This window comes from Nocardia sp. NPDC051787 (assembly GCF_040681325.1).
Classification (GTDB): Bacteria; Actinomycetota; Actinomycetes; order Mycobacteriales; family Mycobacteriaceae; genus Nocardia.
Genome location: NZ_JBFAYO010000005.1, coordinates 241219 through 260885, shown reverse-complemented (window position 1 = coordinate 260885; position 19667 = coordinate 241219). Strand labels below are relative to the sequence as shown.

The following is a 19667-nucleotide window of genomic DNA, read 5'->3' as shown; positions in this document are numbered from 1 at the left end:
GCCATGTCGAGCACACCGACCGAATACGACGTCATCGTGATCGGCGGAGGACCGGCGGGCGAGAACGCCGCCGCCTACGCCATCGCGGGTAGTGACCGCACGGCCGCCATCGTGGAACGCGAACTCGTCGGCGGCGAATGTTCCTACTGGGCCTGTATCCCGAGCAAGGCCCTGCTGCGGCCCGGCCATGTGCTGGCGGCCGCGCGGGCGGTGCCCGGTGTCGCGGCGAACGGCCTCGACGTCGAGGCGGTCCTGCGACGACGCGACGCGTTCGTGCACGACCACGACGACTCCTCGCAGGTCGACTGGGCGAAGGACAACCGCGTCGACGTCGTGCGCGGCACCGGAAGCCTGGCCGGAGAGCGCCTGGTCGACGTCGGCGGACGGCGGCTACGCGCCAGGCACGCCGTGGTACTGGCCACCGGCACCACCGCCAATGTCCCCGACGTGCCCGGCCTGCGCGCCGCGCTGCCCTGGACCTCCCGCGACGTCACCAATCTGCACGAGGTCCCGCGCCGGGTCGCCGTCGTCGGCGGTGGCGTGGTGGCCTGCGAGGCGGCGACCTGGCTGGCCGCGCTCGGCGCCGACGTCACCGTGCTGGTGCGCGGCTCGGCGTTGCTGGCCGCGGCGGAACCCTTCGCGGGCGAGCGGGTGGCCGCGGCACTGACCGCGGCGGGCGCGCGGGTGCGGTTCGGCACCGAGCCGACCGCCGTCGAGCGCCCGGTGGCGAAGGACACCGGCGAAGGGTGGATACACGGCGATCCGGTCACGGTGCGGTTGCGCGGGCCGGAGGGCGAATCGACCCTCGAGGTGGACGAACTCGTGGTTGCGGCCGGACGCGCGCCCGCCACCGAGCGGTTGGGCTTGGCCGCGGTCGGACTGCCCGGCGGTTATGTGGCGGTCGACGACCATCTCACCGTCCAGGGCGTGGACGGCGGGTGGTTGTACGCGATCGGCGACGTGAACCACCGCGCGGCGCTCACGCATATGGGCAAGTACCAGGGCAGGGTGTGCGGTGACGTGATCGCGGCGCGTGCCGAGGGCAAGCCTTTGGACGACGCGAGGTTCGTCGCGAGCTCCGACCACGGCAAGGTGCCGCAGGTGGTGTTCACCGCGCCGGAGGTCGCCTCCGTCGGCCTGACCGAAGCCGCGGCCCGGAACGCGGGCCACGTGGTCGAGACCGTCGAACTCGACATCGCGGTGGCCGGTTCCGCACTCTCCCGCGACGACTACGCCGGGCACGCGAAGCTGGTGATCGACACCGCCGCTGACACCCTGCTCGGCGCCACCTTCGTCGGTCCCGACGTGGGCGAGCAACTGCACGCGGCCACCATCGCGGTGGTCGGCGGGGTGCCGCTGTCCCGGCTCTGGCACGCGGTGCCGGCCTTCCCCGCGGTCAGCGAGTTCTGGCTGCGCCTGTTGGAGGCCCGGCGCGCGTAGCTACCATCGGTGGATGGTGGCAACAACGGATATCACGACCGCCGATGGAGTCGTCCGCGGTCACCGTGGCCGCCGCGTACTCCGCTGGCGGTCCATTCCTTACGCTGCACCTCCGGTGGGCGACTTGCGATTTCGCGCTCCGCAGCCGGTGCGGCCGTGGTCCGGTGTCCGGGCGGCAACGGAATTCACCTCCGCCGCGATGCAGCATCGCTCCGGGGCGCGGATCGGGCCGCGCGCCTATCAGGCGACCAGCGAGGACGCGCTGACACTGAATGTCACCACGCCCGCCACGCCGGCCACGCGTCCGCGGCCGGTGCTGGTCTTCATCCACGGTGGCGGCTACCTGATCGGCACCTCCGCGCTGGCGCTGTATTCCGGTGCGCGGCTCGCGGTGCGCGGCGACGCGGTCGTGGTGTCGATGAACTACCGGCTCGGCGCGTTCGGCTATGTCGACTTCAGTGCGTTCGGCACGCCGGGGCAGCCGTTCGACACGAACCTGGGCTTGCGCGACCAGGTCGCCGCACTGGAGTGGGTGCGCACCAATATCGCGGCCTTCGGCGGCGACCCCGGCAACGTGACGATTTTCGGCGAGTCGGCGGGCGCGCACGCCGTGCTCGGCCTCATGTCCACTCCCGCGGCGAAAGGCCTGTTCCACCGCGCCATTTCACAGAGCCCGCCAGCCGACTGGGCGGTGAGCGCCGAGGAGGCTCGCGCCTTCGCCCGCCGCTGCGTCGCGGCGCTGGGTGCCACGCCCGAGAACGCGGGCGACGCGTTGCGCACCGTGGGCGCCAACGACATCCGCCGCGCGGTCGACCGCACCCTGGGCCAGGTGCTGCGCGAACAACCGGGCGTCTTCCCCGCTTGTCCGGTCGTGGACGGAGACTTCCTGCCGCACTCCCCGATCGACGCGATCATCGAAGGCTCCGCCCAGCGGGTGCCACTGATCATCGGCACGAACCGGGACGAAGGAACGCTGTTCGCCAGGTTCGTCGACGAGCTGCCCACCACACCCGGGCGGCTGCGCGCCGCGCTCGCACGCTCCGGCGAGGGCGTCGAATCCCGGATCGCCGCGGCATATCCCGGCTATCCGCAGCCGAGGGCCGCGATACGCGCGGGCGGCGATTTCACCTTCTGGCGTCCTGCGCTGACCGTCATGGAAGGCCACAGCAGACACGCGCGGACCTACGCCTACCGCTACGACTTCGCCCCACGCGCATTGCATCTGGCCGGTCTCGGCGCCACGCACGCCACCGACCTCATCCCGGTCTTCGGCGCCGCCGACTCCCCCTTCGGCCGAGCGCTGACCGCCGCGGGCGGTCGACGCGGGCTGCGGGCGGTCACCGAGCAGTTCCAGGACAATTGGCTCGCCTTCGCCAACACCGGCGCTCCGCTGTCCTCTTGGCCCGCCTATACCGAGGCACGCAGGTCGACCCTGATCATCGATTACCCGACGCGCGTGGAACAGGATCCGGACCGGGCGAAAAGGCTCGCCTGGCAAGGCGTCCAGGTGCCGACGCTGACCTGAGACGCCAGGACGTTACTTCAGTAGCCGGGACATCCGCCGGTCGGCGAGCACCTTGCCGCCGGTCTGACAGGTGGCGCAGTACTGGAAAGACCGCTCGGCGTAGGAAACCTCGCGGACGGTGTCGCCGCAGACCGGGCAGGGCAGCCCGGTGCGGGCGTGCACCCGCATGCCGGAACGCTTCTCGCCCTTGAGGCGGGCGGCGTCCTGGCCGACCGACCGCCGAACCGCGTCGGTGAGCACCTCGCGCATCGCGGCGTACAACTCGGCCAGCTTGTCGGCGGGCAGGGTCTTCGTGTTCGCGAACGGTGAGACCCGCGCGACGTGCAGGATCTCGTCGGAGTAGGCGTTGCCGACTCCGGCCAGCAACGCTTGGTCGACGAGCGCGGTCTTGATCCGCTGGGAGGTGCCGTGCAGGATCTCGTCGAACTGTGCCTCGGTCACCTCCAGCGCGTCGGGGCCCAGACGCGCTATGCCGGGCACCGCCTTGGGATCCTCCACGACGTACACCGCGAGCCGCTTCTTCGTGCCCGCCTCGGTGAGGTCGAACGCGGGCGTCGCGCCTTCCGGTGTGAAGAAATGCACGCGCAGCGCGAGCGGGCTCTTGCCGCCCGGCTTCGGCGGCGTAGGGCTCGGTTCGTCGATCCAGCGCAGCCACCCGCCCCGGGACAGATGCGTGATCAGCCACAGCCCGTCGCATGCCATGCCGAGAAACTTGCCCCAGCGCCCCGCCCCGGTGACGTCCCGCCCGGACAGTGCCGTCACCGGCGGCTCGAACGTCTTCACCGCGCTCAACGCGGCCACGTCGACACGCCCTACCACCGCGCCGACCGCATGTTCTCGGAGGAACTGCGCCAACGCCTCCACTTCGGGTAGCTCGGGCACGCGGTCCAGGGTACCCAGCGGCACCGACAATCCGGCCGGTCGATCGAGGCTACGACGCTCCCCCGCCGCGGCGCAGCAGATAGATGTCCATGATCCAGCCCTTGCGCTCGCGCAGCTCGGCCCGGCGGCGGATGATCTCGTCCCGCACCGCGGGCAGCGGCCCCTCGATCAACGTCTCGTCCGGCATGCCGAGATAGGCGCCCCACCAGATGTGCACACCCTGGTCGGGTATCGCGGTGAACGAGGTGTCGCCGTCCAACATGACCAGCGCGTTCTCGGCGCCGAGGCCCTCCTCGCGCAGGCGGCGGCCGGTGGTGATGCGCAGGGGCTCCCCGATTCCGTGCAGCACGATGCGATGGCGGGCGGCCAGCGCCTGCGCGCTGGTGATGCCGGGAATCACCGCGTAGTCGAAGCGCGCAACGCCGCGGGCGAGCACCCGCTCGATCATCCGCAGCGTGCTGTCGTACAACGCGGGGTCACCCCAGACCAGGATGCCGCCGACCCCGTCGACCTCGGCGAAAGCCGACTCCAGCAGCGCCGACCTGCGGTCGTGCCAGTCCTCGACGACGTCCAGGTACTCGGCGGGCGTACGGTCGCGCGGCGGGTCGGCGATCGGCACGATCCGGTACGGCCGGTCCATGTGCCGGTCCAGGATCGCGGTTCGCACGTCGATCAACTCCTGCTTGGCCTCGCCCTTGCCGATCACGAAGAACACGTCGACCTGCCGCATCGCTTCGACCGCCTGCAGGGTGACCTGGTCGGGATCTCCGGCGCCGATGCCGATCACGTAGAGCTTGCGCATGCGGGCGAGCTTGCCAGGACGACTAGAGTTGCCAGGCGTGGCCCCTGACGCGCTCGATCCGGCTTCCACCCCCGACACCCAGTACGAGGACCTGCTGCGGCTGGTGCTCACGTCCGGCACACGAAAGGCCGACCGGACCGGGACCGGAACACGCAGCGTCTTCGGCCATCAGTTGCGCTACGACCTCTCGGCCGGGTTCCCGCTGGTCACCACCAAGAAGGTGCATCTGAAGTCGATCGTCTACGAGCTGCTGTGGTTTCTGCGCGGCGACTCCAACATCGGCTGGCTGCGCGAGCACGGCGTCTCCATCTGGGACGAATGGGCCGACGCCCACGGCGAGCTCGGCCCGGTCTACGGCGTGCAATGGCGGTCCTGGCCGACGCCGGACGGTACCCACATCGACCAGATCGCCCAGGTGCTGCAGACCCTGCGCACCGACCCGGATTCCCGGCGCATCATCGTGTCCGCGTGGAACGTGGCCGACCTGGACAAGATGGCACTGGCCCCCTGCCACGCGTTCTTCCAGTTCTACGTGGCCGACGGCAAGCTGTCCTGCCAGCTGTACCAGCGCAGCGCCGACCTGTTCCTCGGCGTCCCGTTCAATATCGCCAGCTACGCGCTGCTCACCCACATGGTCGCGCAGCAGACCGAGCTCACACCCGGTGATTTCATCTGGACGGGCGGCGACTGTCACATCTACGACAACCATCTGGACCAGGTCACCGAGCAGCTGACCCGCGAGCCCTACCCGTTCCCCACACTGCGGCTGCGTCCAGCGCCGACGCTGTTCGACTACCGCTACGAGGACGTGGAAGTGGTCGGCTACCAGCATCATCCGGCCATCAAAGCCCCGGTGGCCGTGTGAGCGAGCGTCGGAGCCGAGCGTCAGCGAGGCGCAGTCGTGAGCGGTGAACCGGAGACCGAACGCGCGGCGGCGCACGATGGAGCCGAGCGCACGATCGGGCTGATCTGGGCGCAGACGCTGGACGGAGTGATCGGCTTCCGCAACACCATCCCCTGGCGCGTGCCCGAGGACATGGCGCACTTCAAGCAGGTCACCTGGGGCCATCCCGTGGTGATGGGCAGGCGCACCTGGGATTCGCTGCCGCCCCGGTTCCGTCCGCTCGCCGGACGCCGCAATATCGTGGTGACCAGGCAGTCCGACTGGTCGGCGGAAGGCGCCGAGCGCGTCGCGTCGGTGCCCGAGGCGCTGGCCCGGTGTGCCCCCGATCCCGTGTGGGTCGCCGGAGGCGGCGAGATCTACCGCGCCGCGTTGGATTTCGCGACCGAGTTGTGCGTCACGGAGGTCGACACCGCGGTCGAGGGCGACGCCTACGCACCTTCGATCGGGCCGGAATGGCGGCCCGACGAGCCGGAGCCCTGGCGTACGTCGACCACGGGACTGCGCTTCCGCATCCGCCACTACACCCGTGCGGAGTCGGCGTAAATGGGCCGGCGGCACCGCAACGGGCGGCCCGGGCAACACACCGCACGGCCACGGCGCCCGTCAAACCGGACCCGCGCCGCGGCAGTGTCGGGCATACTCCTCGATATGCGGCGGCCGGACCTTCGTCCGTCCGAGCGCCTCGAGCCGTTGCCATCAGCCCGGCATCGGCTGTGGTGATCTGCGAAAGGCGGTCCATGGACAAGAAATCGCTGACTGCGGTCGCGCGCCAACAACTGAAGTTGGCTGCCACCGCCACGAGCGGACGCAGTTCACAAACCATCTACGGCGGTCATACGCATGCCCTGCGGCAAACGGTGGTCGGCTTGACGGCCGGGCAGAGCCTGGCCGAGCACGACAACTACGGCGAGGCCACCCTGTTGGTGCTCAGTGGCACGCTGACGCTGATCAGCGGCGCCAACGAGTGGAAGGGGTCGGCGGGCGACCTGATCGTGGTGCCCAAGGCGCGGCACAGCGTCAAGGCGGTCGACGACGTCGCGTTCCTGCTGACGGTAGCCAAATAGTAGCCACGAGTGTGGGCCCAGCCCGGCGGCGGTGCCCGTCGAGCGCTAGTGTGTTCGATCATGGGTGAGCCGCAGCCGATCCTCGAACCGCTCACACCGGCCGCCATCTTCCTGGTCGCCACGATCGATGAGGGTGGCGAAGCGGTAGTGCGCGATCTGCTCGCCGACATCAACGGCCTGCGCCGCTCGGTGGGCTTCCGCTTGCCCGGAGCCGGCCTCAGCTGCGTCACGTCGATCGGCTCCGCCGCGTGGGACCGGCTCTTCGCCGGGCCGAAACCCGCTGAGCTGCACGAGTTCCCCAGTTTCGCCGGCGAGCGCCACTCCGCGCCCGCGACACCGGGCGACCTGCTGTTCCACCTCAGGGCACAGGTGCAGGACGCCTGTTTCGAGCTGGCCATGGCCATCGCCGACCGGCTCGCGGGCGCGGCGACCATCGTGGACGAGACCGTCGGCTTCCGCTACTTCGAGCAGCGCGACCTGCTCGGCTTCGTGGACGGCACCGAGAACCCCGAAGGGCGCGCCGCGGCCGCCGCCGCGCTGGTCGGCGACGAGGATCCGCGGTTCGCCGGCGGCAGCTACGTGACCGTGCAGAAGTACACGCACCCGCTGGCGGACTGGCGGGCGCTGTCGGTCGAAGAGCAGGAGCGCGTGATCGGCCGCACCAAGCTGGACGACTTCGAGCTGTCCGACGAGGACAAGCCCGCCGACTCGCACGTCGCGGTCAACACGCTGATCGATCCGGACGGCACCGAGCGGCAGATCGTCCGCGCCAACATGCCGTTCGGCAGCGTGCGTGACGGCGAGTTCGGCACCTACTACATCGCCTACGCGGCCACCTCGAGCGTCATCGAACGCATGCTCACCCGCATGTTCCTCGGCACCGACCAGGCCGCCTACGACCGTCTCCTGGATTTCTCCGTCGCCGTCACCGGCACCTCGTTCTTCGCCCCTACCGTCGATTTCCTCGATGATCTGCCACCCGCACCGTGGGAGACGGCGCAAGCCGCGGTATCCCTCGACGGCGCTGGTCCGGCGCTGACCGGTGACGGTTCTCTCGGCATCGGCACGTTGAAAAGGAGCACCCGGTCATGAACAACCTCCATCGCGAACTCGCGCCGATCACCTCCGAGGCATGGGCGGCCATCGAGGAGGAGGCGACGCGCACGTTCCGGCGGCACATCGCCGGCCGCCGCGTCGTCGACCTGTCCGGTCCGCACGGCACCGACTACTCCGGGGTCGGCACCGGGCACACCACCGCGATCGAGGCGCCCGGCGAAGGCGTGTTCGCCCGACGGCGGGTGGTCGCGCCACTGGTCGAACTGCGGGTGCCGTTCATCCTCACCCGCGAGGAACTCGACAATGTCGAGCGCGGCGCCAAGGACACCGACCTCGACCCGATGAAGGACGCCGCGAAGAAGATCGCCTTCGCCGAGGATCGCGCGATCTTCGAGGGGTACCCCGCCGCGCACATCACCGGCATCCGGTCCAGTAGCTCCAACCAGGCGATCACGGTGCCCAGCGACCCGCGGCAGGTGCCGGAGGCCATCGCCCAGGCGCTGAGCGCATTGCGGCTGGCCGGTGTCGACGGGCCGTACTCGGTGCTGCTCAGCGCCGACCTGTACACCGCGGTCAGCGAGACCTCCGATCACGGCCATCCGATCCGCACCCACATCGAACGCCTGATCCCGGAGGGCGAGATCATCTGGGCGCCCGCCATCACCGGCGCGATCGTGCTCACCACCCGCGGCGGCGACTTCGATCTGCGCATCGGGCAGGACCTGTCCATCGGCTACCTGTCGCACGACGCCACCTCGGTCCAGCTCTACTTCCAGCAGAGCCTGACGTTCTTGGTGTACACCGCGGAAGCGGCGGTCGCGCTGACCGTGTGAGAACGCTACGGCGGCGCCTGGCTCGGCCACAGGTGGGAATCGCCAGGTGTGCCCCGGCGCCCGGGGCGGTAGCGTGTGCCGGAAATGCACCAGAGGCGGGTAGATGAGATGACAACGGTGCGGGCAGGTGTGGTCCCTACGCAGCGGGCGGCGCTCTACAGTGTGCTCGGCATCCTGGCGACCGTAACGATCTGCGCCTCGTTCGTCGTCGCGTTCGGCGTGAACCGGGTGTTCACCGGATTGCTGGCCGGTGCGGTGGTCGGCGTCGCGGTGCTGGCCGCGCTGTTCACCAGGGACGCGGTCGTGCTCACCGACCACGCCATTTACCGGCGCACACCGTGGACCGTCGCCAGCATCTCCTGGGATCGGGTAGTGGCCGGTCGCTTCACCCTCGACGACCGCGCCCGCTGGTCGCTGGCCTTGGACCTGTCCGGTGGTGACGAACCGCACGGCGAGCTGATTCTGCTGTCCATACCGCCGGTGGTCCGCCCAGTCGCGGGTGCCTACGACATGCGCAAACGCGATCAGGTCACGGAGATCCGGGCGATCCTGCGCCGCAAGCGGATTCCGGTGACGGTGCTTCCGCAGATCGCGGGCGCGTTGCATGAGCACTGGCAGATCGCGCCGCCGACGCACTGAGGTCCGCGGGGTGCGGGCCGGACACACCGCGAAGGCCACCGCCGTGACCACACCACCCAGACGTTCATTGCCGCGCGTCCGGGCGGGGGTGGATTGATCGCATGCGAGACGCGATGCGCTGGTTTCGGTTACGTTGACAGATGTGTCGATGCTGAAGGGCGCCAACGTGCCGGTGCCGGCGTCCGCGGTCCGGATCGAGGTGGGCTGGCGGGCGGGGACGGGGGTACCGGCCGCCGATGCCTCCGCACTGCTCGTGGTGTCCGGGAAGGTGCGATCCGACCGCGATTTCGTTTTCTACAACCAGCCCGTCCACCCTTCCGGCGCGGTCCGGCACGAGGGCAAGCGGTCGGGTCCGGCGCTGCTGGACGTGCTGTCATCGGACCTGGCGCGAGTGGAGCCGCAGATCGACGCCATCGTGATCGCGGCGTCCACCGACGGCGGCTCCATCGGGCAGCTCGACGGACTGTCCGTGCGGATCGTCGACTGGGGCACCGGAGCGGAGATCGCGCGTTTCGACGACGTCGGCGCGACGACCGAGACCGCGGTCGTGCTCGGCGAGCTCTACCGGCGCCAGGGCGGATGGAAGTTTCGCGCGGTCGGCCAGGGCTACGCCTCCGGTTTGGCCGGGCTCGCTGCCGACTACGGCATCTCCGTCGACGACACACCCGCACCGCCGCACCGGTTCACGCCGCCACCACCGTCCGCGCCGGTTGCGCCCGAACCGAGCCGGTTCGGCGCTCCGTCATCACCTTCCGGGCCGACTCCGGCCGACGCGAATCCATTCTCCTCGCTACCACCAGCACCCGTACCGGCCGAGCTGAACCGACTCGCGCCGCCAACGGCACCGGCTCCGCCGGATCCAGGCCAGTTCGCCGCGTCCGGTTCGGCGGCCGCACCGGATCCGTCCGGCCCGACAACCTGGCAAGGCCACCTCAACCCGATGCCTGCGGGTCAGGCAGTTGCGCCACCTGGCCGAATTCCAACGCCACCGAGCCAGTACGCACCGCCAGGCGACCGAACGCCAGCGCCGGGCCGGTACGCGACCCCGTCACCGGCGGGATGGCCGCCTCAGCTCGGGCACGCCGCACCCACGGGACAGCACGGCATGAGCAAGCTCTCGCTGACCGAGAACTTCCCTTCGGTCTCGCTGACCGAGCGGGGCGCGACCTCCCGCATCATGCGGATCAACCTGGACTGGACCGCCACGGTCGCGGGGCCGAGTGAGGTGGCGCTGGATCTCGACCTCTGTTGCTTCTGGGAACTGGTCGACGGCCGTAAGGGCGATATCCGTCCGGTCGGCAACTTCGGCGCACTGGACCAAGCGCCGTTCATCCGGCTGGACGCCGACGACCGGTCCGGTGCGGTGGCCGGGGAGAACCTGCAAATCAACCTCGACCACACGACTGAATTCCGCCGAATCCTGGTCTTCGTCACCCTCTATGACGGCGCCGCCGACTTCCGCGGCATCCGGTTGACCGCGACGTTGTACCCCGTCGGCACCGCGCCGATCGAGGTGAGCGTGCAAGGCTGCGCGGACGACTCCCGCGACGTGGTGCTCGCGCTGATCGAGAACACCGGCACGCAGCTGGTGGTGCGCCGCGAAGGCCGGTTCGTCCCGCCGCCACCGCGGCGCCCGCGCTGGGGTGTGACCGAGGTGGACAAGATCTACGGCTGGGGCCTGAACTGGGTACGGGGCGAGGGCAAGTCCTGATCACCGGGCGGGCAGCGCCACGCGGTCGAGCAGCTCGGCTGCCTCGGCACTGATCGTTTCGAGGTCGCCGAGCCAGCCGAGCGTGCGCAGCACCGCCCCCGGGATGGTCTGCTCCGCGTAGGCGGGCGCGGCGCCCTCGTCGGAGCGGATGCTGATCACGGTCTCCACCAAACGGAACGGCAACAGCTCCGCGCCCGGTGTGCTCGCGCCGCCGCCTCCGGCAAGCACCTGCGCGGCCAATGTCTCGTAGTGCCCGCGCAATTCGTCGCGGCGCAGGCGAAACGCGGCGAAACGCTCGGTGCGCAGCTCCGGCAGCAAGTACAGCGCACCCAGATTCCAGCGGGACGCGCACAGCTGCCGCACGTCGAACAGAGCCAGCGCGTACAGCCGCACCTGCACCGGCTCGGGCGCCTCGCGCAGCCGTTCGGCCAGCGCGATCGGCAGTGCGATGGTTTCGGCGAGCAACGCGTCGAGGATGTCGTCCTTCGCGGCGAAGTGGTGATACAGCGAGGCCTGCCGGATGCCGACGGCGTCGGCAACCGCACGCGTGGAGGTGTTGGCGTAGCCGTTGGTGGTGAACAGTTCGCCTGCGGCGTCCAGGATTTCGGCACGCGGCGTCTGCCCGCGGCGGCGGCGCTGGGCGACGCGCGGACGGCCGGGACCGAGGTTCGTCACGCCGCCATTCTGGCAGGTAGTCGCAGGGGCGCCGCGGTGCGGTAGCCGTCCGGTCGGTTTGCCCGCGGAATGCGGTGCGTTTTCTGTCATTTGATAGAAATACCGGCAACGCAGAAGTTACCGCGGTTGCCGGAAGCGATACACGGAGGTCACCGAAAGCGCGATCGTGACCGTAAAACTGTCGTCTGATAGTTATTGGCCGCACGCCGAAGGACCGCCCATGGCCACCACCCTCGCCCCGATCCCCTCCTCCGACCTCAGCGGCGACAGCGCCGACCTCGCCAAGTTCGGGTATCAGCCCGTCTTGCATCGCAAGCTCGGCCGCTACGCCTCGTTCGCGGCGGGCTTCTCGTTCGTCTCCATCCTCACCACGATCTTCCAGTTCTTCGGCTTCGGCTATGCATTCGGCGGAGCCGCCTTCTTCTGGACCTGGCCGATCGTGTTCGCCGGACAGTTCCTGGTGGCGCTGAACTTCGCCGAACTCGCCGCGCGCTACCCGATTTCGGGCTGCATCTATCAGTGGTCCAGGCGGCTCGGCGGCGAGCTCGTCGGCTGGTTCGCGGGCTGGATGATGATCATCGCGCAGATCGTCACGGCCGCCGCGGCGGCGATCGCGCTGCAAGTGGTGCTGCCCTCGATCTGGAGCGGATTCCAGCTCGTCGGCACGGACACCGCGCTCACCTCGCCGTCCGGCGCGACCAATGCCGTGGTGCTCGGCAGCATTCTGCTGGCGCTCACCACGGTGATCAATGTGATCGGCATCGATCTAATGGCACGGATCAACTCGATCGGCGTCACGGTCGAGATCGTCGGCGTCCTCGCGATCATCGCGCTGTTCTTCACCACCACCGAACGCGGCCCCGGCGTGGTGCTGCACACCGATCAGGCCGCGCCCGGTCCTTACTGGGCCGCATTCCTGGTCTCGGGTTTGATGGCCGCGTATGTGATGGTCGGATTCGATTCCGCGGGTGAGCTTTCCGAGGAAACCAAGAACCCGCGCCACGTCGCACCGCGCACCATTCTCACCGCGCTGTCGGTCTCGGCGCTTGGCGGCGGTCTGATGCTGCTCGGCGCGCTGATGGCCGCGCCGAGCCTGTCCGATGGCGCCCTGGCCGCCGACGGCTTGGCCTATGTGCTCACCGCCAAGCTGGACAGCCCGGCGGGCAAGGTGCTGCTGGGCTGCGTCGCAGTCGCGATCACCGTGTGCACGTTGGCCATTCAGACCGCGGGCTCGCGGCTGATGTTCTCCATGGCTCGGGACGGGAAACTGCCGTTCGCACGCAGGCTCGCCGCGGTGCACCCGCGCTACGGCACGCCCGTGCTGCCCGCCATCGTGATCGGCGCTTCGGGCATCGGCCTGCTGCTGCTCAACCTCGGCAACGCCGCCATTTTCGCGACACTGGCCAGCGTCTGCATCGTCACGCTGTACCTGGCATACCTGCTGGTGACGGTGCCGCTGCTGGTCCGGCGGTTTACGGGACTGCCCGGTTCGGGCACCGACGCGCGCCTGTTCAGCCTGGGCCGCTTCGGCATTCCGATCAATGCCATCGCCGTGGCTTGGGGCATCGCCATGGTGGTAAACCTGGCCTGGCCACGCGCGGAGGTCTACACACCGGATGGTGGCGGCTGGTGGATGCTCTGGGCCGCACCGCTTTTCGTGGTGCTGGTACTGGGAATCGGTGCGCTGGTGCATCGCAGCGTGCTGGGTGTCACGCAGAAGGTGCAAAGCCCTGAGCCCGCAGCACAACCCGCCTGATCAGCACCGGGTGCGGCGATGGGCATGCCAGGCCAACGCCGCACCCCGCAGGGATCGCGAGCCGCACCATGACGCCAGACGTGGCCGGAAATAACTGATGAACCACACAACCACCACAACCAGCGCACGAAAGGGAAGAACCGTGACAAGCACTGCGGACACGTCCGGCGCGCGGGCGCACGCACGATCGCAGGCCGCGGCGGCGGCCATCGCGGGTCCCGACCTGCCCGCCGCCGTTCCGGCCTCGCAAGTCACCTTTGCCCAGCGTATTCCGGCTGGCGGCTACGCGAACGTCGCGCTCGGCCGCGGTACTCGCGTCCGCCTGTCCGACCCGATGGGCGCGGCCTGCGCGCACCTGCTGCTGGTGCGCACCGAGGCGCCATGGGAGCGCCTGAACATCGCCGACACGGTCAAGGTGCCGTGGCAGGCGTACCTGAGCGGCGGACACCCGCTGCTGTCGGACCAGGGACGCATCCTGGCGACCGTGCTCGCCGACACCTCCGGCCACCATGACACGCTCTGCGGCCCCACCGCCGCGGCCCGCACTCAGCTGCGGCTGGCAGGCGCCAAACATGGACTCGAACCGCGCGACATCGGACCGACGGTCTCCTTCTTCCGTGGCGTCCGGGTGGAGCCGGACGGAACACTCACCGCCACCGGCAGCGCCGCCCCCCGCGCTTCGGTGGATCTGCTCGTGCACCTTCCGGTCACCGTGCTCGTAGCCAACTCCGCACACCCGCTCGACGAGCGGCCCGCAACGGATCTGGATGTGGTGGCGTGGGCCGCGCCGGAAGACCTGGCCGTGACTGTCAATGAGGACCCGGAATACCGACGGGCGGTGCAGAACACCGAACAGGCATGGACGGCCGCACTGACTCTGGAGGCAACCGCATGACCACGGCTCGCACCATCGTGCTCGACGAGACCGTCCCCGCACGCTCCCCATGGTCCACCGTGGTCCGCGCGGGCGACCACTTCGAGATCATCGATCTGCACGGCAACCAGGCGGTGGACTGCTTGCTCTACTCGGCGGCCGACCACACCGAACGCTACAGCGCGCAGGCCACGGTCACCGCGCAGCGCAATATCTTCCTCACCACCGGCAGCGTGCTGCGCACCGACGCGGGAACGGCGCTGATGACCGTCGTGGCCGACGAGGTCGGCAATCACGACACCATCGCGGGCGCCTGCTCGCAGGAGTCCAACACGCTGCGCTACGGCCATCACACCCGGCACCAGCACGCCTGTGTGGAGAACTTCGTCGCGGAAGGGTTGCGCTGGGGGCTCGGCAAGCGGGATCTGGTGTCGAACATCAACTGGTTCATGAACGTCCCGGTCGAGGCGGACGGCACGTTGGGGATCGTGGACGGTCTGTCCGCGCCGGGCAAGCGGGTCACCCTGCGCGCCGAGATCGACACGCTGGTGCTGGTCTCCAACTGCCCGCAGATCAACAATCCGTGCAACGGCTTCGATCCGACCCCGGTGCGCATGGTGGTGTCGCGATGACCGTCGCCCAGTTCCCGGTGGTCACCAAATCGCTTCCCGGAGCAGCGGAACCGAACACGGTGGAGGTCGTTCGTCCCGGGATGCTGACCACGGTGCAGGACTGGCCCGGCCGGGTCGGGTACTGGCATATCGGCGTCCCGCCGTCGGGACCGATGGACGATCTGTCGTTCCGGCTGGGCAATCGCGCGGTCGGCAACGACGAGGGCGCCGCCGGCCTGGAATGCACCCTCGCCGGTCCCGCGCTCCGATTCACCGCGGCGACCTGGGTGTGCGTCACCGGCGCACCGACCGACGTGACCGTGGACGGCATCCGTGTGCCGCAGTGGCGCACGGTACGGGTGCCCGCGGGCGGCATGCTGGACGTGGGCGCCGTACGCGGGCCGGGCATGCGCTGCTACGTGCTGATCGGGGGCGGCATTGCTCTGCCCGAATATCTCGGCAGCGCCGCCACATTCACGCTCGGCCGGTTCGGAGGGAGCACCGGCGGGGCGCTGCGCGCCGGTGAAGCGCTGCCGCTGGGCCCGCACCACGGCAGGGTCGTGGCGGCCGTACCGATGGACGAACAGCCCGTGCTGGCCCGGCGCTGGGAACTCGCGGTCACCGAAGGACCGCACGGCGCACCGGAATTCTTCACCCGCGCCGACTTCGACACCGTGGTCGGGACCGATTACGAGGTGCACTTCAATTCCGATCGCACCGGCGTCCGGCTGATCGGCCCGAAACCGGAATGGGCTCGCACCGATGGCGGCGAAGCGGGACTGCACCCGTCCAATATCCACGACACGCCGTATTCGGTGGGCGCGCTGGATTTCACCGGCGATACTCCTATCCTGCTCGGCCCCGACGGACCGAGCCTGGGCGGTTTCGTCTGCCCGGTCACCGTTGTGGCGGCCGACCGCTGGAAGCTCGGCCAGCTGTCTCCCGGCGACTCCGTGCGTTTCGTGCTCGTTCGCGGCGACCGCGCCGCCTCGATCCGGGAGTTGGGTACCGCGCGCCGCGCCGCGTGGCCGACCGTGCTGTCGACGGGCGGCGACGGTGACGACGGCGTGCTGCGCCGCGCCGACGTGGAGGACGAGACCGCCGTGACCTACCGCCGCGCGGGCGACGACGGGGTGCTCGTCGAATACGGCGCCATGACCTTGGATCTGGGCCTGCGCGCCCGCGTGCACGTCCTGCACCAGCACCTGCTGGCGGCTCGCGTGCGTGGGGTGACCGAACTGACGCCCGGCATCCGCTCGTTGCAGATCCGGGTGGATCCGCACGTCCTGCCGGTGCCCGCGCTGCTCGCCCTGCTCGCCGAGGCCGAGGCGCGGCTGCCCGCTTCCGATCAGCTCGTGGTGCCGAGCCGCGTCGTCCACCTGCCGCTGTCCTGGGACGACCCGTCCACGCGCGAGGCCATCACCCGCTACATGCACGGCGTGCGCGCCGACGCGCCGTGGTGTCCGTGGAACATCGAGTTCATTCGTCGCATGAACGGCTTGGACACCGTCTCCGATGTCTACGACACCGTGTTCGGGGCCGAGTACCTGGTGCTCGGACTCGGCGACGTCTACCTCGGCGCGCCGGTGGCCACACCCACCGACCCCCGGCACCGGCTGGTCACGACGAAGTACAACCCCGCCCGTACCTGGACCCCGGAGAACGCGGTCGGCATCGGCGGCGCCTACCTGTGCGTGTACGGCATGGAAGGACCGGGCGGCTATCAGTTCGTCGGGCGTACCACCCAGGTGTGGAATCACCGCGCCGCGGCGACGTCCGCGCTGCCGCCGGGCGTCGATCGGGCCGCCTCTGACACTGGAACACCGTGGCTGCTGCGGTATTTCGACCGCATCCGGTGGTATCCGGTCGAGGCGGACGAACTCCTCGACCTGCGCGCCGAGTTCGCCGCGGGCAACGCCCGGGTGCGGGCCGAGGACGGGGAATTCCGCCTGGCGGACTACCGGAAGTTCCTCGCAGGCAATGCGGAATCCATCGAGGTCTTTCGCGCGAGGCAGGCGGAAGCCTTCGCCGCCGAACGCAACTCCTGGCGATCGGCAGGCGAGCTCACCTTCTAGGTTCTCGTCACCAGCCGAAAAGCTCCGCCACTGATAACCACGAAGATCCTGATCACCGGCGGAATCGGCACGCTGGGCCGCCAGGTGGGCTGCTTACGTGCGGCGGGCTTCTCGCTGCCACAGGCCGATCGCGCATGGAACGCCCTGGACAGCCACCTCTACGGCTTCACCTTGCAGGAGTTGAACTTCCCACTCGTGCCGTCCGAATACGCCTCCGCCGCAAGTGAATTCCTGCCGCTCATCCCGGCTGACCGATATCCCCACATGAACGCGCTCGCCCAGCTGGTGATCGACGGGAGGCACACGGGGATCGCGGACTTCTCCTTCGGCCTCCGAGCTGATTCTCGACGGCTTGGAACGATTGCTCACCACGGCCGCGTACTGACGGTCAGCCCGCGCCGAACGTGGCCTCCGGATTGGACGTGTCACGAACGATCCGCAGTGCCTCGACCAGCGCCTCGACCTGCGCGGGCGTCAGCAATCCGACGAACCAGCGGTCGACGGCGGCGAGATAGTCCGGCAGCACCTGCGCGAGCCGTGCCGCGCCCGCCTCGGTGAGCACCGCGTACGCGCTGCGCCGATCCTCTGGATCCGGCTCGCGTTCGACCAGACCCGCACCGGCCAGCCGGTCGACCAAGCGGGTGACCCCGCTGGTGGACAGCGACGTCTGCACCGCCAGCTCCGACATGCGCAACCGCCGCCGCGGCGAACGGCTCAAACGCGTCAGCGCGTTCAAGTCCAGTCCGGACAACCCGTGCGCCTTCCAGACCGGCTCCAGCTTGGCCACCACGCCGGCATGCGCCTCGAACAGCAAGCCCATGGTGGTCAGGCGTGGATCCTCGAACAGATCGGTCACGTCCATGCCGAGCAGACTACCCGGGGCGTTTGACGCGGGGATAGTTGACACGAGGAATAAGCCGTTGTATAAATATGCCCACGCATTATTCCTCACGTCAACTAATGGAGGTTCTCATGTCGCCGAACGCCTGGATCGCCGGTTTCCGCTCCGGAGTGATCAGCCCGGACGAGGAGATCAAACTCGCGGAGTCGCGCGGGTTCACCGACCAGACCGTGCGACAAGCGCTGCACTTGGCCGGCGGTGGTGCGCAGCTGCGGCTCAGGCTGACCAACCGCTACGGGAAGACTCCGCTGGTCATCGACGCGGCCCGGGTGGCGATCCGCAAGACGGGCAGCGAGATCGTCGCCGAGACGGACACCGCGCTGCGATTCGACGGCGCCGAGCGGGTCGTCATCCCGGCCGGTGGCGAGGTCATCAGCGATCCGGTCGAATTCGCCGCGTCGGCGGGCGCGGACCTGGCGTTGAGCCTGTATCTGCCCGGTCCCACCGGGCTGGCGACCTTCGCCCAGCAGCCCGGCGAAATCGCCTACGTCGCAGCCGGAAACGTCGCATCGGACGCCGTACTTTCCGCCGCCGAGGAGGTGACCGCACGGTTCTACGTCGTCGGCGTCGACGTGCTCGCGCCCGAGGGAACGCCGGTGGCGGTCGCCTTCGGCGATTCCTGGTTCGAAGGTTTCGGTACCACCGTCGGCACCAATAGCCGCTCGGTCGATTTTCTCGACGCGCGGCTGGACCGCGGCTGGGTGGTCAACCAGGGCATCACGGGAAATCGGCTGCTCGTCCCCGAGATCGGCGAGCCAGGTCTGGAGCGCTTCGACCGCGACGCGCTCGCCGTGCCGGGCGCGACGAGCGTCCTGGTGAACTTCGGGATCAACGACCTTATCCTCGGCGGCATGGCGGGCCAGCCACCCGCGACCGCCGAGGAACTGATCGCGGGCTACACCGCCCTCGCGCACCGCGCCCATGAGGCCGGACTCACCATTCACGCCGCGACGATCGGGCCTTATGCCGGTTGCATCTACGAGGGTGTGACCGTCGCCGAAACGCTGCCGACCCGCCGCCGTGTGAACGAATGGCTGCGCGGTACCGACGTCTTCGACTCGGTGTTCGATGTAGCGCGGGCCGTCGAAGATCCGGAGCGACCCGATTTCATCCGCCCCGAATTCGATAGTGGTGACGGCATGCACCTCAATGACGCGGGCGCCCGCGCGATGGCCGAGAGCGTCGATGTCTCCGTGCTTTTCGGTTGAGATCCGCGCTCGGATCACTGCCGCTGCAACCCTATCGCCCGCTAAGGACGCAAGCCGCGCAGCACGATCTCGACACCACCTCGGAATTCGTCATCGGCCGACATGTTCTTGGCCTGCCCTGCGGTCTGCGCCAGATGCGGGTAGTCCTCAGGGGACAGTTCGGCCATCGCGATCGTCCCCCGCCCCGGCAGCGGCGCGTAGTGCTTGTTCTGCAGGTAGCCGATCAGGAAGGCGACCAGCGTGCGTTGGGCGATCACGCGAGCGCGTCCGGTGAAACCGCCCTCGGTGAGCACGGCGAGCATCGCTTCCATCACGCGCAGCGATTCGACCGAGGACTGCCGATGCCGCAGCACCAGCGGCACGGCCGCCGGATGGGCCGCGAATCCGGCTCGGATGTGTTCGAGCAGCAGCGCTGCCCGCGCCTTCCAGTCGGTGCCGGCGGGCAGCGTCGTATCGATCGAGGCGAACACGTGGTCGGCGACCAATACCTCGAGCTCGTCGCGGTCGCGGACGTAGCGGTACAGCGCCATGGTGGCCACTCCGAGCTCCTTGGCCACCGCGCGCATGGTGAGCGCGGGCAAGCCGTCGCGGTCGAGCACGGCCAAGGCCGCCGAGGCGAGATCGGCGGTGGTCAGCGAGCGAGGACGGGGCACGGGTTGACAGCGTACAAGCTACGCGCATACTGGTCGTAGGCGTACGCAGTACACCTAT

The 19667-nt window shown here is 69.3% G+C and carries 19 protein-coding genes; 14 read left to right on the top strand and 5 right to left on the bottom strand.

Annotated elements, in window-relative coordinates; genetic code table 11:
- Positions 1 to 3: 3 nt before the first annotated feature.
- The gene (locus tag AB0M45_RS07725; RefSeq protein WP_364324037.1) at positions 4 to 1440 is read left to right on the top strand and encodes an NAD(P)/FAD-dependent oxidoreductase; all 1437 of its coding nucleotides are present in this window, start codon (positions 4 to 6) and stop codon (positions 1438 to 1440) included.
- 13 nt (positions 1441 to 1453) lie between these two features.
- Positions 1454 to 2965, top strand: a complete 1512-nt coding sequence (locus AB0M45_RS07720) for a carboxylesterase/lipase family protein (RefSeq protein WP_364324035.1) — start codon at positions 1454 to 1456, stop codon at positions 2963 to 2965.
- 12 nt (positions 2966 to 2977) lie between these two features.
- On the opposite strand, the gene AB0M45_RS07715 is transcribed toward AB0M45_RS07720, so the two are convergent.
- Both AB0M45_RS07715 and cobF read right to left on the bottom strand, forming a co-directional pair.
- Positions 2978 to 3847, bottom strand: a complete 870-nt coding sequence (locus AB0M45_RS07715) for a DNA-formamidopyrimidine glycosylase family protein (protein ID WP_364324033.1) — start codon at positions 3845 to 3847, stop codon at positions 2978 to 2980.
- A gap of 49 nt (positions 3848 to 3896) precedes the next feature.
- Positions 3897 to 4649 (bottom strand): precorrin-6A synthase (deacetylating), encoded by a 753-nt coding sequence (gene cobF, locus AB0M45_RS07710; protein WP_364324031.1) that lies wholly within the window; start codon positions 4647 to 4649, stop codon positions 3897 to 3899.
- A 37-nt stretch (positions 4650 to 4686) separates the two neighbouring features.
- Here cobF and AB0M45_RS07705 point away from each other — a divergent pair, with 37 nt between their 5' ends.
- The 7 genes from AB0M45_RS07705 (at position 4687) to AB0M45_RS07675 (ending at position 10856) form a co-directional block, all read left to right on the top strand.
- On the top strand, positions 4687 to 5514 hold the full coding sequence (locus AB0M45_RS07705; protein WP_364324029.1) for a thymidylate synthase: 828 nt from the start codon (positions 4687 to 4689) through the stop codon (positions 5512 to 5514).
- A 36-nt stretch (positions 5515 to 5550) separates the two neighbouring features.
- Positions 5551 to 6096: a dihydrofolate reductase gene (locus tag AB0M45_RS07700; protein WP_364324027.1), complete on the top strand. Its 546-nt coding sequence runs from the start codon at positions 5551 to 5553 to the stop codon at positions 6094 to 6096.
- A gap of 194 nt (positions 6097 to 6290) precedes the next feature.
- On the top strand, positions 6291 to 6617 hold the full coding sequence (locus tag AB0M45_RS07695; RefSeq protein ID WP_040782960.1) for a cupin domain-containing protein: 327 nt from the start codon (positions 6291 to 6293) through the stop codon (positions 6615 to 6617).
- A gap of 60 nt (positions 6618 to 6677) precedes the next feature.
- Positions 6678 to 7709: a Dyp-type peroxidase gene (locus AB0M45_RS07690; RefSeq protein WP_364324025.1), complete on the top strand. Its 1032-nt coding sequence runs from the start codon at positions 6678 to 6680 to the stop codon at positions 7707 to 7709.
- Positions 7706 to 8506, top strand: coding sequence for a family 1 encapsulin nanocompartment shell protein (locus AB0M45_RS07685; RefSeq protein WP_364324023.1), 801 nt, complete (start codon positions 7706 to 7708; stop codon positions 8504 to 8506). Before AB0M45_RS07690 ends, AB0M45_RS07685 begins: the two co-directional genes overlap by 4 nt.
- A gap of 108 nt (positions 8507 to 8614) precedes the next feature.
- On the top strand, positions 8615 to 9145 hold the full coding sequence (locus AB0M45_RS07680; RefSeq protein ID WP_364324021.1) for a hypothetical protein: 531 nt from the start codon (positions 8615 to 8617) through the stop codon (positions 9143 to 9145).
- 148 nt (positions 9146 to 9293) lie between these two features.
- Positions 9294 to 10856, top strand: a complete 1563-nt coding sequence (locus tag AB0M45_RS07675) for a TerD family protein (protein ID WP_364324127.1) — start codon at positions 9294 to 9296, stop codon at positions 10854 to 10856.
- On the opposite strand, the gene AB0M45_RS07670 is transcribed toward AB0M45_RS07675, so the two are convergent.
- Positions 10857 to 11531 (bottom strand): helix-turn-helix domain-containing protein, encoded by a 675-nt coding sequence (locus tag AB0M45_RS07670; RefSeq protein WP_364324019.1) that lies wholly within the window; start codon positions 11529 to 11531, stop codon positions 10857 to 10859.
- Between the two features lie 220 nt (positions 11532 to 11751).
- On the opposite strand from AB0M45_RS07670, the gene AB0M45_RS07665 reads away from it, so the two are divergent.
- The 4 genes from AB0M45_RS07665 to AB0M45_RS07650 all read left to right on the top strand — a co-directional run bounded on the left by AB0M45_RS07665 (position 11752) and on the right by AB0M45_RS07650 (position 16847).
- Positions 11752 to 13287, top strand: a complete 1536-nt coding sequence (locus tag AB0M45_RS07665; RefSeq protein WP_364324017.1) for an amino acid permease — start codon at positions 11752 to 11754, stop codon at positions 13285 to 13287.
- Between the two features lie 97 nt (positions 13288 to 13384).
- Complete coding sequence (locus tag AB0M45_RS07660; protein ID WP_364324015.1) at positions 13385 to 14182, top strand: DUF1989 domain-containing protein; 798 nt, start codon at positions 13385 to 13387, stop codon at positions 14180 to 14182.
- Complete coding sequence (locus tag AB0M45_RS07655; RefSeq protein WP_364324013.1) at positions 14179 to 14793, top strand: urea amidolyase associated protein UAAP2; 615 nt, start codon at positions 14179 to 14181, stop codon at positions 14791 to 14793. The genes AB0M45_RS07660 and AB0M45_RS07655 overlap by 4 nt, the downstream gene beginning before the upstream one ends.
- Positions 14790 to 16847, top strand: a complete 2058-nt coding sequence (locus tag AB0M45_RS07650; RefSeq protein ID WP_364324011.1) for a 5-oxoprolinase/urea amidolyase family protein — start codon at positions 14790 to 14792, stop codon at positions 16845 to 16847. Before AB0M45_RS07655 ends, AB0M45_RS07650 begins: the two co-directional genes overlap by 4 nt.
- A 388-nt stretch (positions 16848 to 17235) precedes the next feature.
- On the opposite strand, the gene AB0M45_RS07645 is transcribed toward AB0M45_RS07650, so the two are convergent.
- Positions 17236 to 17709, bottom strand: coding sequence for a MarR family transcriptional regulator (locus AB0M45_RS07645; protein WP_364324009.1), 474 nt, complete (start codon positions 17707 to 17709; stop codon positions 17236 to 17238).
- Positions 17710 to 17819: 110 nt separating this feature from the next.
- On the opposite strand from AB0M45_RS07645, the gene AB0M45_RS07640 reads away from it, so the two are divergent.
- A complete protein-coding gene (locus AB0M45_RS07640) occupies positions 17820 to 18956 on the top strand; it encodes a GDSL-type esterase/lipase family protein (RefSeq protein WP_364324007.1) in 1137 nt (378 codons plus the stop codon).
- 41 nt (positions 18957 to 18997) lie between these two features.
- On the opposite strand, the gene AB0M45_RS07635 is transcribed toward AB0M45_RS07640, so the two are convergent.
- Positions 18998 to 19609 (bottom strand): TetR/AcrR family transcriptional regulator, encoded by a 612-nt coding sequence (locus tag AB0M45_RS07635; RefSeq protein WP_364324005.1) that lies wholly within the window; start codon positions 19607 to 19609, stop codon positions 18998 to 19000.
- Positions 19610 to 19667: the final 58 nt, after the last annotated feature.